Below are 13,343 nucleotides of genomic sequence, written 5' to 3'. Positions count from 1 at the left end.
GCTTGAGGGTCGTATCAGCTTGGCCGGTATTCCTCGTGGTCGATCGCGCGCTTCCAGACAGCTTCGAACGCCGACGCGCAGAATTCCACGACCGTCGCGTCGGTGACGATCTCGCCGCCCACCCACTTGCCGTCGCCACGGAAGTAGCTGAACACCACCTGATCGTCGATCAGCCAGAAGTCGTTGCCGGGCAGCATCAGGTCTGACGCCCGCTGCCGGGGCAGCCATCGCACCTGTTCACCTGCCCCCACGGCGAAGAGCGGTGTCCCCTCGTACTCGTACCGGATGTAGTCGCTGACCGGCTCCGACACGATCCGGGCCCGTCGTACGTCGACATCGCGGTTGACCATCGGGCGGATGACCGCGTGCCAGTGCGTAGCGCGTTCGCTGTTGTCGAAGAGGCGTCCGGCTAACCAGTCGGCGAACGTCAGATCGGTGCCCGCGTACGTATCGCGCATCTCCAGGTGCAGGGCCCGGTGCTGGGCCAACCTCATGAGCTCCTCAAACTCGGGGATCGACATCGGCTACCTCCGGGAAGAACCGCATCATGCGCCTGGGGAACTCGATCACCGTCTCGTGCTCCGGCAGGCTCAACTGCGCCAGCCGCTCCGGATCGAGGACCTTCCAACTCTGGAACACGTACGTATCGCGCTCATCGTCGTAGTAGAGGGTCGGCGAATTGCCGCCATTGGAGTTGGGGTCCTTGCCCAGGAATCGCAGCGCCATGGTGGCCTCCTTTGCCGTACTGGCGGTGGCTGTGCCCGAGTGCGGCTCGGATCGATTGAAGCTCAAGGAGTGTGCACGAAGTTGCGGTGCTCATGCGCTAGCGCGGTCGGTAGTCCTCGTGGTCGATCGCGCGCCCCCAGACGGACTCGAACGACGATGCGCAGAACGTGACGATTACCGGATCGGTAACTATCTCGCTGTCGGTCCATTTGCCGTCGCCACTGAAGAAGTTGAACAGTGCCTGGTCGTCGACCAGCCAGAAGTCGTTGCCGGGCAGCCTCAGGTCCGACGCCTGCTGCCGTGGCAGCCACCGCACCCGTTCGCCGGCCGCGAGGCTCGCCGCGCGTGTTATCTCGTACTCGTATCTGATGTAGTCGGTGACCGGCTCCGACACGATGCGGGCGCGGCGCACATCCACCCCGCGCTCCACCAACGGGCCGATGATGCTGTGCCACCAGGCGTCCAGGTCACTGTCATCGAACGGCCGCCCGGCCAGCCAATCCGCGAACGACGCATCAGTCCCGGCGTACGTGTCGCGCATCTCCAGATGCAGGGCCCGGTGTTGGGCCGAGCCCATGAGCGCCTCGAATCCGGGGATCGACATCGGCTACCTCCGGAAGGAACCGCGTTGCCGTGGCCGAGTCTCCACTGAAGTCCGCAAGGGGCTCAAGGAGTGTGCACAAAGTTGCGCTCCCATCGAGCAAGGTGCGCGACGGCAAGCGTGCCGCCGCAACTCATCGCATCTTCGTTGAAGCCGTATTCCCAGCCGCCGTACGGTCACGGCGACAGGAGCCGGGAGGAGAGGGGCGTCGTGAACTATCCGTTCGACCGGGACAACCCTCCCGAGGAGCCGCCCGCCCGTACCGACCGTCTCCTGTGGATGGTCGCGTACGCGTTGCGCGCCGAGCACGAGCCGGGCGTGGACGGGTTCTGCGTGGCGCGTACCTGTGTGAAGGAGTCCGAGCTGTGGCCCTGCCGCCGGCGCAGCCTCGCCGACGGTGGCCTGCTGGCAGCGGCCTGGCCACTGGTCGAGCTTCCCGGTCGCAAGCGACGGGACGCGAGGACATAGCGGCCATGGAAGCGGCGGACATCGCCCGGATCAAGGCCTACCACAGGCCCCGGCCATGGTGGCTGCTACGCCACGGCTGTACCTGCGGCGCGAAGCACTGGCCCTGCGATGCCGTCCTGGCGGCGAGGGATGCCGAGAGCCGCGCGAACCAACCGGCGATGGAGGAGCGGATGCGGATGATCATCAAGCGGCAGTACGGGCGATGACCGGCCTTCACGTACCGATGCGGCCGGCGTGGACCTGCGCCGGCTGCGGAGCGGACTGGCCGTGCCGTACCAAGAGAGTTCAGCTTCTCGCCGAGTACGAACGGGCACGGGTCAGCCTCGGACTGCTGATGTCGGCGTACTTCGTCGACGCGGCCGAGGACCTGTCGTCGCACGCGTCCGGCCTGCTGTACACCCGGTTCCTGGGCTGGACCCGCGCCTCTGCGGCTGCCGGACAGGGTCAGCGGCATGGGTGAATGGGGCGACGTACTCCGCGCGCACGCGGGCGAGTACGCCCGGGTGGCGCTGACGAACATCGAGCGCGAGTTCCCGTCGGACATCCACCACCTGATGACCGGACCGGGCGACTTCCCGCGGCGCCCCCGCGAGCGCACGCCGGTCTTCTACGGCAGCTTCGACTGGCACTCCTGCGTCGAGATGCACTGGATGCTCGTACGGCTGTTGAAGGTCGCGGGTGACGCCGTACCGGCCGACGAGATCCGGGCCGCGCTGGAGGGGCAGTTCAATCCCGACGGGCTGGCGGCCGAGGCGCGGTTCATCACCCGCCCGCACGACGGCGTCAGGGAGCGTCCGTACGGTTGGGGCTGGGCGCTGAAGCTCGCTGGCGAGCTGGCCACGTGGGACGACCCGGACGGCGCGCGCTGGGCGGAGCGCCTCACGCCGTTGACTGAGGCGATCACCGGTAACTTTCTCGACTGGTTCCCGAAGGCGACCTACCCGGTGCGCTACGGGGTGCACAGCAACACCGCGTTCGGGCTGTCGCTGGCGTGGACACACGCCGACAAGAGGCTGCGCGACGGCATAACGGCGCTCGCGAACCGGTTCTACGCCACCGACACCGACTACCCGGGCGGCTGGGAGCCGTCGGGGACGGACTTCCTCTCGCCGGCGCTCACCGAGGCCGAGCTGATGTCGAAGCTCCTGCCGCAGCCGGACTTCGCCGACTGGCTGGGCGCGTTCCTGCCCGGCATCGCCGACGGCGAGCCGGCGAGCCTGTTCACCCCGGCGATCGTCTCCGACTCCAGCGACGGCTACATCGCCCACCTGCACGGGCTCAACGCCAGCCGGGCCTGGTGCTGGCGGCGCATCGCCGAGGAGCTACCCGACGGCGACCCGCGCATCGAGCCGGCGCTCACGGCGGCCAGGCGGCACGCGGACGCGGCGCTGCCGCACGTCGCCGGGGGCGACTACATGGTGGAGCACTGGCTGGCGTGCTACGCGGTCCTACTGCTGGCTGAGTAGCTCCGACAGCGTCACCGGCTGCAGGCCCTTGGCGCGCAGGCCGTCGAGGATCGGCGGCAGGGCCTCGTCGGTGTACTGCGCGTTGGCCTCGGTCACGTGCAGCACCACGATCGAGCCCGCCTTGACCTGGGAGAGCACCGCGTGCACGATCGGCGCCGCCGCGGTCGCGAACGGGTCGCCGCTGACCACGTCCCACTGGATGACGGTCACGCCGAGCGGGGCCAGCGCCGCCAGGGCCGCCTCGTCGTGGCAGCCGCCTGGGAAGCGGAAGTACCTGGTCTGGTGCCCACCGAACGGCTCGATCACCCGGAAGGTGCGCGCCACGTCCTCGGTCATCAGGTTCGGCGGCACCTGACCGAGCTGGTAGCAGTTCGGCGTGAAGCCCTGATGCTTGTACGAGTGGTTGCCCAGCTCGAAGCGCGGGTCGGCAGCGAGCCGCCGGGCCACGTCCGGGTACCGCTCGGCCCACTCGCCGGTGAGGAAGAACGTGGCCGGCACCTGGCGGCTCTCCAGGATGTCGATGACCTTGATGTTCGCGTACGACTTCACCCGGCCGCTGGCCAGGTTGAACAGCATGGAGTCGGTCATGTCGGCGTCGAAGGTCAACGCGACCTTGTTGCCGGTCCGCGGGCCGTTGGTGACCACCGGCGGGCGCAGACCGGCACGGGTGGCGCCGGGAAGGGCGGACGGACTGGGGCTGGGGGTCGGGCTGGCCGGGGACGCCGACGCGCCGGAGCGGCCGAATCCGCCGGGATCAGCGGTCGCGCCACGGGCACAGGCGCTCAGCGCGAGAGCCAGCACCGAGGCGGCGAGGAGCAACAGCCGAGGGGTACGCACCACGGCGCACAGGATGGCAGAGAGATCAGATTCTCGTGGTCCCCTGTTCGTACCGGGCGGCCCGCTTTTCGGCCTTGCGCCGGCGGCGGCGCCTGATCAAGGTCCAGAAGCCGGCGACGATCGCGACGATTCCGACCAGCACCAGTACCGGAAAGATGATCGCCACTACGGAGAGCACGGCGCTGCTGATGTCCTCGATGGTGCTCACGACCGGGGCGCCGAACCCCGCCGTGGTGGTGTTGACCACCGGCCGCGCCGTCGCCTTCGCGCCGTGCACGGTCAGCGAGATCAGCACCCCGATGGCGATCGGTACCCACTGGTGGCCGGAGAAGAACTGGCCGGGGTCGGAGACCATGACCGTCTGGGTGTCCGATGCCGCGCCGAAGGCCAGCCCGCCGGCGGTCGGCCGTACGAAGGTCTGGACGACGTCGTTGACGTGGTCGACCACGGGCACCTTGTCGGCGACGACCTCGACGGCCAGCAGCACGGCGAGGATCGCGACGACCCAGCCGTTGGCCAGCCACTGCCAGGACGGCGGGAGATTGACCAGGCCCGTGTACCGGTCGAGCAGCCCCATGGCGAGCAGTGGGATGTATGCGTTGAGCCCTGCCGATGTGGCCAGGCCGGCTCCGGTGAGCGCTTCGAGCACAGGTACAGCATGCCAGTGTTGGTCAACACAGCGCGTCGCGGATGAACTCCAGCGTCTCCACCGCCTCGTGGAGGTTGTCGGCCTTGTCCCACATCTCGTACCAGCCCGAGTCGCGCTCCTCGATCCGGTCGAGCGCGTCGCGGGCCAGCGGCGGGAGGTCCGGGTGGAGCTGGGGCGGGTCGTCGAGCACCAGGAACTCCGGCGCGTAGTCGGACTCGATCCGGGGCGCGCCCGGGCAGCTCGCCGCCACGACGGCGGCGGCGGCGAAGGCGCGGAGGGCACGCTCGACGTCCAGCCCGTCGTCGGCGTCGATCGCCTCCTGCTCGACCCGGCGGAGCATCACCAGACGCTGGTCGGGGTCGGCGTCGTCCAGTTCGGTCGCGAACGCGTCGGCGACGTCGTTGTCGAACGGGCCGGTACCCCAGACGTGCATCGGACTCCCCTCCAGCCTCGACAACCGGCCGGTGGCAGCGCCCGGCTGTCCGCCAATGGGTACCCTCTCCCGGTGCGCTTAGTCATAGCCCGCTGCTCGGTGGATTACATCGGCCGGCTCACGGCCCATCTCCCGCTCGCCATCCGGCTGCTCATGGTGAAGGCCGACGGGTCGGTGTCGATCCACGCCGACGACCGCGCGTACAAGCCGCTCAACTGGATGAGCCCGCCCTGCAGGGTCGAGGAGGCCCCAGGCGTCTGGCGCGTGGTCAACAAGGCCGGCGAGGAGCTGCGCATCACGATCGAGGAGGTGCTGCACGACTCCTCGCACGAGCTGGGCGTCGATCCCGGCCTGATCAAGGATGGCGTCGAGGCTCACCTGCAGGAGTTGCTGGCCGCGGCCCCGTCCGTGCTGGGGGAGGGGTTCACGCTGATCCGGCGCGAGTACCCGACCGCGATCGGCCCGGTCGACCTGCTGTGCCGTGACGGCGACGGCGGCACGGTGGCGGTAGAGGTCAAGCGACGCGGCGAGATCGACGGCGTGGAGCAGTTGACCCGCTACCTGGAGCTGCTCGGCCGGGACCCGCTGCTCGCCCCGGTCGGTGGAGTCTTCGCCGCCCAGGAGATCAAACCCCAGGCGAGGGTACTGGCTCAGGACCGCGGAATTCGCTGTGTCGTCGTCGACTACAACGCGCTGCGTGGCGTCACCCGCGACGAGCTGACCCTGTTCTGACCGGGGCGGGCTTCTCCTCGAGGTCGGTGTCGGTGGGGCAGTGCTCCACGGTGAAGCCGCCCTGGCCGTCGGAGTGCACCTTGTACAGCTCGTCGAAGCCCTCGGCGTAGGACGGCCGCTTGAGGCGCTTCAAGGTCGAGAAGAGGCCCACGTTCGGTACCCGCTGCCGGCCCTCCCGCTGCGCGTTGCGCTCCAGTGACACGCCCGGGTCGGGCGGGAACCAGTACCCGACGGCCTTGGCGCCGGCCTTGTGCGCGATCTCGATCAGCGGCTCGCGCTCGTGCGGCGAAGGGTTGGTGTTGTCGACGGCGACGTCGCGCCCCTCGACCAGCGCCTCGCCGATCACGCGCCGCTGCCGCTGCTCGCGGTGCCGGGCGTTGGGCCAGTTGTCCTTGCTGACGTGGACGTGGGTGTCGGCCAGGCGTTCGCGGAAGAACGTCGACTTGCCGGACGCCTGGAGCCCGCTCAGGATCGCGACTTCGGCCATGCCGGGTTCCTACCCGGATCTTGGACAGTTGTGCGGCGTACGGCTCGCACAACTGTCCGAGATCGTTAGCGGCTTCGGCCGTGGAGCAGCTTGACCGAGCGGATGATCATGGCGACCGCCTTCGGCGTACGGTCGAACGACATCGCCGGGATCAGCGACGGCGCCCGGCGGCGGGTGATCGCCTTGGCCCGGGCGAACTCGCGCAGGCCGTCCTCGCCGTGGATGCGCCCGAAGCCGGAGTCGCCGACCCCGCCGAACGGCAGGCTCGGCACGCCGGCGAACGAGATGGCCCCGTTGATCGAGGTCATGCCCGAGCGCAGCCGGCGGGCCAGCTCCATCCCGCGCGACCGCGAGAAGACCGAGCCGCCCAGTCCGTAGACCGACGCGTTGGCCCGCTCCACCCCCTCGTCGCCGTCGCGGACGCGGGTGACCGTGAGCGTGGGGCCGAACGTCTCCTCGCGTACCGCCGCGCTGTCCTCGGGCACGTCGACCAGGATCGTCGGCTTCACGTACGGCGGCTGCACGGCCTCGGGGCCGCCCAGCACGGCCCGGCCGCCGCTGGCGATCGCGTCGTCGATGTGGCGACGGATGATCTCGATCTGGCTGGGCATCGTGACCGGGCCGAAGTCGGCGTCGTCGCCGACGCCCACCGTGAGCTTGCTCGCCCGGTCCACCAGGCGCTTGAGGAAGTCGTCGTACACGCGCTCGGCCACGTACACCCGCTCGATCCCGACGCAGGTCTGGCCGGCGTTCGTCATGCCGCCCCAGACGCACGCGGACACCGCCGCGTCGAGGTCGGCGTCCGCCTCGACGATCATGGCGTCCTTGCCGCCGCACTCCACGAGTACCGGAGTCAGCGTCTCCGCGCAGGCGGCCATCACCTTCTTGCCGGTCGCGGTGGAGCCGGTGAACGCGAGCTTGCCGACCCCGGAGCGGCACAGCGCGGCGCCGACCTCGCCGGTGCCGTGCACGATCTGCAGGACCGGGTGCTCGGGCACGACCTCGTTGAACCGGTCGACGATCCACTGGCCGACGGCCGGGGTGTACTCGCTGGGCTTGAAGACGACCGCGTTGCCGGCAGCCAGGGCGTACGCGATGGAGCCCATCGGGGTGAAGACCGGGTAGTTCCACGGCCCGATCACGCCGACCACGCCGTACGGCTGGTACTCCAGGTAGGCCGCGTGCTCTGCCACCATGAGGGAGCCGCGCAGCTTGCGCTGGCCGAGCACCCGGCGCGCGTTTCCGGCGGCCCAGGCGATGTGGTCGATGGCGGCCGCCGCCTCGACGACCGCCTCCGCGGCGGGCTTGCCGCCCTCGCGGTGGATGACGTCGGCCAGTTCCGTGATCCGGTTGGCGAGCACGCTGCGGTACCGCAGCAGCCGCTGGCGCCGGCCGGCGTGCCCCAGCCCCACCCACCAGGTCGCCGCCTCCCGGGCGCGGGCAACGGCCGCGTCGACGTCGGCGGCGGTCGCCACCGGGAAGCGGCCGACCTCCTCACCGGTGGCCGGGTTCGTCGAGACGAGCGCGCCGTCTTCGACGACGGGTACGCCGGGGGTGCGCGTGGAGGTCATGTCGGGCTCCCATCGTGCTGGATGCCCGTCAGCTTAATCACATACCTACTCGCGGGTAATAGGCCGATCGACATGTTCGGCGATGATCCGCCGCGCCACGTCGACGGGTTCGGGCAGTTCGCCGCGTTCGTGTAGGCCCGTGAACCGGTCACGGTCGGGGAACTCCGCCGCGCGGATGGCCGCCTGCATCCCGGTGTCCATCACGCCGGGGTTGATGTTGACCACGTACGCCTCGGGGTGCTCGACCGCGAGCGCGTCGAAGAACATCTCGGCGCCCCGCTTGGTCGCCGAGTACACCGACCACCCCTCGATGACCCGGTGCGCCGCGCCGGACGACACGTACAGGACGCGGGTCGTGGTGGCCTCCGGCCGGGCGTTCATGAACGCGTCGGTCAGCAGCATCGGAGCGGTCAGGTTGACCCCGGCGGCGGTGACGATGGCCGCGTCGGGCAGCTCCCCGATCCGGCCGATCGGCTCGACCATGCCCGCGTTGTGGATGAGCACGCTCTCGTCACCGCCTGCCAGGAAGTCGCGCAGGGTGTCGTCGGTGGGCAGCGTGGTGGGGTCGGCCAGCTCCGCCTCGTACAGTCGGATCCGGTTGGCGTGGGTCACCGCGAGCGCGACCTGCTCGTCGGCGAAGCGGCGGCCGATGCCCAGGATCCGGTCACCGTGACCGGCCAGCTCGGCGAAGAGGGCGGCACCCAGGCCGCGGGAGATGCCGGTGATGACGACCGAACGCATACGGCAACCCTATGAGGCGGGGGTGGCGTCGGCGCGCGGGCACCCTCCCAGGTCTTCGGCGACCGCTGACAGCGCGTCGGCGAGCGCGGCCGTCTGGTCGGAGTCGAGCCGGTCGAACAGCAGCCGGCGTACGTCCGCCACGTGCTGCGGCGCCACCTCCTCCATCAGGCGTCGCCCGGCGCTGGTGAGGACCGCGATGCTCACCCTGCCGTCGTCGGCGCTGCCACGTACCTGGACGTAGCCCCGGTCGACGAGCTTGCGCATCCGGTGGCTGAGCCGGCTCGGCGAGACGTTCATGGAGCCGGCGAGGTCGCACAGCCGCAGCCCTTCGGGCTGCTCGCTCAGGGCGGCGAGCAGCCCGTACTCGACGTGGACGAGTCCGTGGGCGCGGAAGGTGCGCTCGATGTCCGGCAGGCCGACGATCACCAGGGTCATCAGCGACAACCAGGCGCGTCGTTCGGTCTCGTCCAACCAGTGGGGCTCGGCCATGCAGTCCATGGTGCTATCAGAAGTGGTACGGGCCGAACCGACCCCACGCGATGATCGCGGCGATCACGAACAGGACGGCGTTGACGGGCGTCTGCTTGAGCTCGCTCCGCCGGATGTGGACGGCGGCGGCGAGGATCATGACGATCGCCAGGCCGGTCGCGGCGAGCGGGGTGAGGATCGGGGCGATGCCGCTGATGGCGGGCAGGATCAGACCCAGCGCGCCGAGCACCTCGACGGCGCCGATGAACTTGATCGTCCCCTGCGAGAAGTCGTCGACGTACCCCATCTTCTCGCGCAGTTGCTCCTTCGGCTTGGCCAGCTTCATCGCGCCCGCACCGAGGAAGGCCAGTGCGAGTAGGGCCTGGAGGACCCAGAGAAACACGTTCACGGTGCGGTCTCCTTGGTCTCATTTAGTTGATGCTTAAACGAAGCGTACGGGTAGATTGTTAAAGGTTCAATAAAATGGACCCGGGTCGGCCGGTGTGGAGCCCCGCGCAGCGGAGAGATATCGGCGGTGGCCCCGAGACAACCCCGCGCCGCGGCCTCACGGGCATCGATGCGCTCGTTCACCCGTTCAACTGGGCGGAATACGTCACACCTCGTGACGCGGCGTGGGGGAGAGCACTAACTTAAGGACCGTTCGGGTACCCATGGGAGGTCTGAGTTGGCGCGCGAATTCAAATCGGTAGGGGTCGTCGGGCTCGGCACCATGGGGGCCGGGATCGTCGAGGTCTTCGCCCGCAACGGCGTCGACGTCGTTGCCGTCGAGGTCAATGAGCCGGCCCTGGAGCGCGGCCGGGCCGTGCTGACCGGCTCCACCGACCGGGCGGTGGCCCGGGGCAAGCTGAGCGAGGCCGACCGGGGCGCGCTGCTGGACCGGGTGCGCTTCGCGACCGGGCTGACCGAGCTGCGCGACGTCGACCTGGTCATCGAGGCGGTGCCCGAGCACCTGGACCTCAAGCAGGCGATCTTCGCGGAGCTGGACAAGGTCTGCAAGCCCGAGGCGGTCCTCGCCACGAACACCTCGTCGCTGTCGGTCACCGAGATCTCGGTCGCGACCAGCCGGCCCAACCAGGTGATCGGGATGCACTTCTTCAACCCGGCGCCGGTCATGAAGCTGGTCGAGATCGTCCGGACCGTGGTCACCGCGGACGACGTGGTCGCCGACATCGAGGCGCTGTGCGCGCGGCTCGGCAAGGTCGACGTCACCATCAACGACCGGGCCGGCTTCATCGCCAACGCGCTGCTGTTCGGGTACCTCAACCACGCGGTGCAGATGTTCGAGTCCAGGTACGCCACCCGCGAGGACATCGACGCGGCGATGCGGCTGGGCTGCGGCCTGCCGATGGGCCCGCTCGCGCTGATGGACCTGATCGGTCTGGACACCGCGTACGAGATCCTCGACACGATGTACCGCCGGGGTGGCCGTGACCGCCGGCACGCGCCGGTGCCGTTGATCAAGCAGATGGTCACCGCCGGCCTGCTCGGCCGCAAGTCCGGCAGGGGCTTCTACACGTACGAGAAGCCGGGCTCCCCGGTGGTCGTACCCGACGAGCTGACCCCGAGCGCCCCGGGCTCGCACGAGGCTCCGGCCGGTGGCCGGCGGATCGCCAAGGTCGGCGTGGTCGGCTCCGGCACCATGGCGAACGGCATCATCGAGGTGTTCGTCAAGAACGGGTACGAGGTCATCGCGGTCGCCCGCGGCGCCGAGAAGTCGGCCAGGTCGCGCGACAAGATGGCCGCGTCGCTGAACAAGGCCGTGGTGCGAGGCAAGCTCAGCGAGTCCGACCGCGACGCTGCCCTGGGCCGCGTCACCTGGTCGTCCTCCCTGGAGGACCTGGGCGACGTCGACCTGGTCGTGGAGGCGATCGTCGAGGAACTGTCGATCAAGAAGGCGCTCTTCGCCAATCTCGACGAGATCTGCAAGCCGGGCGTCGTCCTCGCCACCACGACCTCGAGCCTGCCGGTGGTCGAGTGCGCCGTCGCCACCAACCGGCCGGCCGATGTGATCGGGATGCACTTCTTCAACCCGGCGCCGATCATGAACCTGGTCGAGGTGGTCCGGACCATCCGAACCTCCGAGGAGACCGTCGCCACCACCCGGGCCCTCTGCGAGAGCCTGGGCAAGTACCCGGTGGTCTGCGCCGACCGGTCCGGCTTCGTGGTCAACGCGCTGCTCTTCCCGTACCTCAACGACGCCGTGAAGATGCTCGAGGCGAGCTACGCGAACGCCGACGACATCGACTTCGCCATGGAGCTGGGCTGCGGCTACCCGATGGGCCCGTTCAAGCTGCTCGATGTCGTCGGCCTGGACGTGTCGCTGGCCATCGAGCGCGAGCTGTACAACGAGCTGCGCGAGCCCGGCTTCGCCCCGGCGCCGCTGCTGGAGCACCTGGTGACCGCCGGATACCTGGGCCGCAAGGTCGGCCGGGGCTTCCGGGCTCACTCCCGCTGATCCGGCGCTGACTCCACGACGTCGGGGAAGTCGCGGCCGCAGGGAAAGTCCTCGGCCACGACTTCCCCGACGTCGTTTCGGTCCTCGTCAACGGGCGGCGACCCGCGCGGTGGGGTGACCCACGAGGGGGTGGCGCGGCTCACCCGTACCCTTGAAGCGTGAGCCCGCGTCGCCATCACCGTCGACCCGACGCCGCGCGCGACCTCGACGACAGTCAGGTCCGCCGCGGCGTCGAGGGCGTTCAGGCGTGGGGTGACGGCGAGTTCGCGGTACGCACGATCCCCGGCGGCTCGGCGACCAAAGCCTACCGGTGCCCCGGCTGTGACCACGAGATAGCGCCGGGCGTGGCGCACGTGGTCGCCTGGCCGGCCGACGGGCTCGGTGGCCCGGAGAACCGGCGGCACTGGCACGCCGGCTGCTGGCGGGCGCGGGACCGGCGTAGCCCCAACATCCAGCGCTCCCGCAGCGCCCCCCGGTACGGCTGAGAGGTATCCGTTGTCGACCCAGCCCATCAGGGCCAACTCGATCCTGCCCGCCCGACGCGAAGACATCACCCTGACCACCGCCGACGGGCTCACGCTCGTCGGTGAGCTGGCCGTACCCGCCGACCGTCCACCGGTCGCCACGCTGATCTGCCTGCACCCGCTCCCGACCCACGGCGGGATGATGGACAGTCACGTGTACCGCAAGGCGGCCTGGCGGTTGCCGGCGCTGGCGGACCTCGCCGTGCTGCGCTTCAACACCCGGGGTACCAGCAGCGTGCGCGGCACCAGCGAGGGCGAGTTCGGCGGCGGGGTCACCGAGCGCTTCGACGTGGCCGCGGCGATCGAGTACGCCGAGTTCGCCGAGCTGCCGTCGGTGTGGCTGGTCGGCTGGTCGTTCGGTACCGACCTGACCCTGCGGTACGGCTGCGAACCGGACGTCGTGGGCGCGATCCTGCTGTCCCCGCCGCTGCGCACGTCCACCGAGGACGACCTCGCCGTCTGGGCGCGCGCCGACAAGCCGCTCACGGCGCTGGTACCGGAGTTCGACGACTACCTGCGCCCGGACGAGGCTCGCGTACGCTTCGCCGCGATCCCTCAGGCCGAGGTCGTGGGGGTACCCGGGGCGAAGCACCTGTGGGTCGGCGACGCGGAGACCGTGCTCGACGAGATCGTGCGCCGGGTCAACCCGTCCGCGTACCCGCTGCCCCGCGAGTGGGACGGCCCGATGGAGTACGGCGACGCCAGCGCCTACGCCGATCGGACCGTCGCCGCGTTCTCGGACGTGCCGGCGCCCGGGACCGAGCAGACGGCCCGTTAGTCGACCGGCACCTTCCGGGGGCCGCGCTTGCCTCCGTCACCGGCCACCTTGGACTTGGTCGCGGCGCCGTTGGCGCTCGCCTTGCCGTTGGTGTGACCATCCGCGGCCGTCTTCGCCTCGGCGGGCTTGGTGGCGACTGCCGTCGTGCCGTCGGTGGCCTTGGCGTCGGCCGTCTTGGCGGTGGTCGCCGTGGCGGTGGTCGCCGTGGCCTCGCCGACCACCGCGTCCCCGTCCGCGCTCGCCGGTACGGTGACCGGCGTCGGCGACTGCTCGGCAGCGCCACGGGTGCGCTCCTCGGCCTCTTCCGCGCGACGCTGGGCCTCGATGGCCTTGGTCTCGTACTCCTCCTCCAGGCGCAGCGCCTCCTCGGTGTCGCGCTGGGCCTG

At 70.0% G+C, this 13,343-nt stretch carries 20 protein-coding genes; 8 read left to right on the top strand and 12 right to left on the bottom strand.

The genetic code is table 11. The features are described from left to right. Nucleotides 1–14: 14 nt before the first annotated feature. The 3 genes from Pme01_RS01990 to Pme01_RS01980 form a co-directional block, all read right to left on the bottom strand. Complete coding sequence (locus Pme01_RS01990) at nucleotides 15–494, bottom strand: DUF6879 family protein (RefSeq protein WP_203935384.1); 480 nt, start codon at nucleotides 492–494, stop codon at nucleotides 15–17. 7 nt (nucleotides 495–501) lie between these two features. Further along, on the bottom strand, nucleotides 502–726 hold the full coding sequence (locus Pme01_RS01985; protein ID WP_168112948.1) for a hypothetical protein: 225 nt from the start codon (nucleotides 724–726) through the stop codon (nucleotides 502–504). Between the two features lie 97 nt (nucleotides 727–823). Further along, complete coding sequence (locus tag Pme01_RS01980; RefSeq protein ID WP_168112949.1) at nucleotides 824–1,330, bottom strand: DUF6879 family protein; 507 nt, start codon at nucleotides 1,328–1,330, stop codon at nucleotides 824–826. A gap of 207 nt (nucleotides 1,331–1,537) precedes the next feature. Between Pme01_RS01980 and Pme01_RS01975 the strand changes: the two genes are divergently transcribed. Genes Pme01_RS01975 through Pme01_RS01960 form a run of 4 tightly spaced genes read left to right on the top strand, consistent with a single transcriptional unit; the run spans nucleotide 1,538 to nucleotide 3,261 of the window. Then, nucleotides 1,538–1,795 (top strand): hypothetical protein, encoded by a 258-nt coding sequence (locus tag Pme01_RS01975; protein WP_168112950.1) that lies wholly within the window; start codon nucleotides 1,538–1,540, stop codon nucleotides 1,793–1,795. A 5-nt stretch (nucleotides 1,796–1,800) separates the two neighbouring features. Further along, nucleotides 1,801–2,001 carry a hypothetical protein gene (locus tag Pme01_RS01970; RefSeq protein ID WP_168112951.1) on the top strand — a complete coding sequence of 67 codons (201 nt, stop codon included), beginning with the start codon at nucleotides 1,801–1,803 and terminating at the stop codon, nucleotides 1,999–2,001. After that, nucleotides 1,998–2,255 (top strand): flavin reductase, encoded by a 258-nt coding sequence (locus Pme01_RS01965; RefSeq protein ID WP_168112952.1) that lies wholly within the window; start codon nucleotides 1,998–2,000, stop codon nucleotides 2,253–2,255. The genes Pme01_RS01970 and Pme01_RS01965 overlap by 4 nt, the downstream gene beginning before the upstream one ends. Further along, nucleotides 2,248–3,261, top strand: coding sequence for a DUF2891 domain-containing protein (locus Pme01_RS01960; protein ID WP_168112953.1), 1,014 nt, complete (start codon nucleotides 2,248–2,250; stop codon nucleotides 3,259–3,261). The genes Pme01_RS01965 and Pme01_RS01960 overlap by 8 nt, the downstream gene beginning before the upstream one ends. On the opposite strand, the gene Pme01_RS01955 is transcribed toward Pme01_RS01960, so the two are convergent. From Pme01_RS01955 to Pme01_RS01945, 3 genes are read right to left on the bottom strand one after another with little or no spacing between them, the layout of a single operon-like run. Continuing rightward, complete coding sequence (locus Pme01_RS01955) at nucleotides 3,244–4,101, bottom strand: polysaccharide deacetylase family protein (RefSeq protein WP_239087965.1); 858 nt, start codon at nucleotides 4,099–4,101, stop codon at nucleotides 3,244–3,246. The genes Pme01_RS01960 and Pme01_RS01955 overlap by 18 nt on opposite strands. A gap of 22 nt (nucleotides 4,102–4,123) precedes the next feature. After that, the gene (locus Pme01_RS01950; RefSeq protein ID WP_168112954.1) at nucleotides 4,124–4,747 is read right to left on the bottom strand and encodes a DUF4126 domain-containing protein; all 624 of its coding nucleotides are present in this window, start codon (nucleotides 4,745–4,747) and stop codon (nucleotides 4,124–4,126) included. A gap of 22 nt (nucleotides 4,748–4,769) precedes the next feature. Further along, on the bottom strand, nucleotides 4,770–5,180 hold the full coding sequence (locus Pme01_RS01945; RefSeq protein ID WP_168112955.1) for a DUF4259 domain-containing protein: 411 nt from the start codon (nucleotides 5,178–5,180) through the stop codon (nucleotides 4,770–4,772). Nucleotides 5,181–5,252: 72 nt separating this feature from the next. Here Pme01_RS01945 and nucS point away from each other — a divergent pair, with 72 nt between their 5' ends. Then, on the top strand, nucleotides 5,253–5,912 hold the full coding sequence (nucS, locus tag Pme01_RS01940; protein WP_168112956.1) for an endonuclease NucS: 660 nt from the start codon (nucleotides 5,253–5,255) through the stop codon (nucleotides 5,910–5,912). Here the strand turns inward: nucS and Pme01_RS01935 are convergent. The 5 genes from Pme01_RS01935 to Pme01_RS01915 all read right to left on the bottom strand — a co-directional run bounded on the left by Pme01_RS01935 (nucleotide 5,884) and on the right by Pme01_RS01915 (nucleotide 9,588). After that, nucleotides 5,884–6,399 carry an ATP-binding protein gene (locus Pme01_RS01935; RefSeq protein ID WP_168112957.1) on the bottom strand — a complete coding sequence of 172 codons (516 nt, stop codon included), beginning with the start codon at nucleotides 6,397–6,399 and terminating at the stop codon, nucleotides 5,884–5,886. The two genes, nucS and Pme01_RS01935, sit on opposite strands and share 29 nt — an antisense overlap. 65 nt (nucleotides 6,400–6,464) lie before the next feature. After that, nucleotides 6,465–7,970: an aldehyde dehydrogenase family protein gene (locus Pme01_RS01930; protein WP_168112958.1), complete on the bottom strand. Its 1,506-nt coding sequence runs from the start codon at nucleotides 7,968–7,970 to the stop codon at nucleotides 6,465–6,467. Between the two features lie 45 nt (nucleotides 7,971–8,015). After that, complete coding sequence (locus Pme01_RS01925) at nucleotides 8,016–8,711, bottom strand: SDR family NAD(P)-dependent oxidoreductase (RefSeq protein WP_168112959.1); 696 nt, start codon at nucleotides 8,709–8,711, stop codon at nucleotides 8,016–8,018. A gap of 9 nt (nucleotides 8,712–8,720) precedes the next feature. Beyond that, nucleotides 8,721–9,200 carry a MarR family winged helix-turn-helix transcriptional regulator gene (locus tag Pme01_RS01920; RefSeq protein ID WP_168112960.1) on the bottom strand — a complete coding sequence of 160 codons (480 nt, stop codon included), beginning with the start codon at nucleotides 9,198–9,200 and terminating at the stop codon, nucleotides 8,721–8,723. A 16-nt stretch (nucleotides 9,201–9,216) separates the two neighbouring features. After that, nucleotides 9,217–9,588: a DoxX family protein gene (locus Pme01_RS01915; protein WP_168112961.1), complete on the bottom strand. Its 372-nt coding sequence runs from the start codon at nucleotides 9,586–9,588 to the stop codon at nucleotides 9,217–9,219. 276 nt (nucleotides 9,589–9,864) lie between these two features. Between Pme01_RS01915 and Pme01_RS01910 the strand changes: the two genes are divergently transcribed. The 3 genes from Pme01_RS01910 (at nucleotide 9,865) to Pme01_RS01900 (ending at nucleotide 12,957) form a co-directional block, all read left to right on the top strand. Further along, entirely contained in the window at nucleotides 9,865–11,655 is a 1,791-nt protein-coding gene (locus Pme01_RS01910) for a 3-hydroxyacyl-CoA dehydrogenase family protein (protein WP_168112962.1), read from the top strand. A 158-nt stretch (nucleotides 11,656–11,813) separates the two neighbouring features. Then, entirely contained in the window at nucleotides 11,814–12,140 is a 327-nt protein-coding gene (locus Pme01_RS01905; protein ID WP_168112963.1) for an Rv1322 family protein, read from the top strand. 10 nt (nucleotides 12,141–12,150) lie between these two features. Continuing rightward, the gene (locus Pme01_RS01900; RefSeq protein ID WP_168112964.1) at nucleotides 12,151–12,957 is read left to right on the top strand and encodes an alpha/beta hydrolase; all 807 of its coding nucleotides are present in this window, start codon (nucleotides 12,151–12,153) and stop codon (nucleotides 12,955–12,957) included. On the opposite strand, the gene Pme01_RS01895 is transcribed toward Pme01_RS01900, so the two are convergent. Then, on the bottom strand, nucleotides 12,954–13,343 hold a 390-nt coding region (locus Pme01_RS01895), incomplete at its 5' end, for a hypothetical protein (protein WP_203935383.1). The genes Pme01_RS01900 and Pme01_RS01895 overlap by 4 nt on opposite strands.

Origin of the sequence: Planosporangium mesophilum, from assembly GCF_016863255.1 — a bacterium.
Classification (GTDB): domain Bacteria; phylum Actinomycetota; class Actinomycetes; order Mycobacteriales; family Micromonosporaceae; genus Planosporangium; species Planosporangium mesophilum.
Note: the sequence above shows the minus strand (reverse complement) of the source record. Positions and strands in the feature narration are given on the sequence as shown.

Coding starts and splice junctions, on each gene's coding strand:
- Pme01_RS01990 (WP_203935384.1), bottom strand. CDS start 494: ATGAGGTTGGCCCAGCACCGGGCCCTGCACCTGGAGATGCGCGATACG.
- Pme01_RS01985 (WP_168112948.1), bottom strand. CDS start 726: ATGGCGCTGCGATTCCTGGGCAAGGACCCCAACTCCAATGGCGGCAAT.
- Pme01_RS01980 (WP_168112949.1), bottom strand. CDS start 1,330: ATGTCGATCCCCGGATTCGAGGCGCTCATGGGCTCGGCCCAACACCGG.
- Pme01_RS01970 (WP_168112951.1), top strand. CDS start 1,801: ATGGAAGCGGCGGACATCGCCCGGATCAAGGCCTACCACAGGCCCCGG.
- Pme01_RS01965 (WP_168112952.1), top strand. CDS start 1,998: ATGACCGGCCTTCACGTACCGATGCGGCCGGCGTGGACCTGCGCCGGC.
- Pme01_RS01960 (WP_168112953.1), top strand. CDS start 2,248: ATGGGTGAATGGGGCGACGTACTCCGCGCGCACGCGGGCGAGTACGCC.
- Pme01_RS01945 (WP_168112955.1), bottom strand. CDS start 5,180: ATGCACGTCTGGGGTACCGGCCCGTTCGACAACGACGTCGCCGACGCG.
- Pme01_RS01935 (WP_168112957.1), bottom strand. CDS start 6,399: ATGGCCGAAGTCGCGATCCTGAGCGGGCTCCAGGCGTCCGGCAAGTCG.
- Pme01_RS01930 (WP_168112958.1), bottom strand. CDS start 7,970: ATGACCTCCACGCGCACCCCCGGCGTACCCGTCGTCGAAGACGGCGCG.
- Pme01_RS01925 (WP_168112959.1), bottom strand. CDS start 8,711: ATGCGTTCGGTCGTCATCACCGGCATCTCCCGCGGCCTGGGTGCCGCC.
- Pme01_RS01920 (WP_168112960.1), bottom strand. CDS start 9,200: ATGGCCGAGCCCCACTGGTTGGACGAGACCGAACGACGCGCCTGGTTG.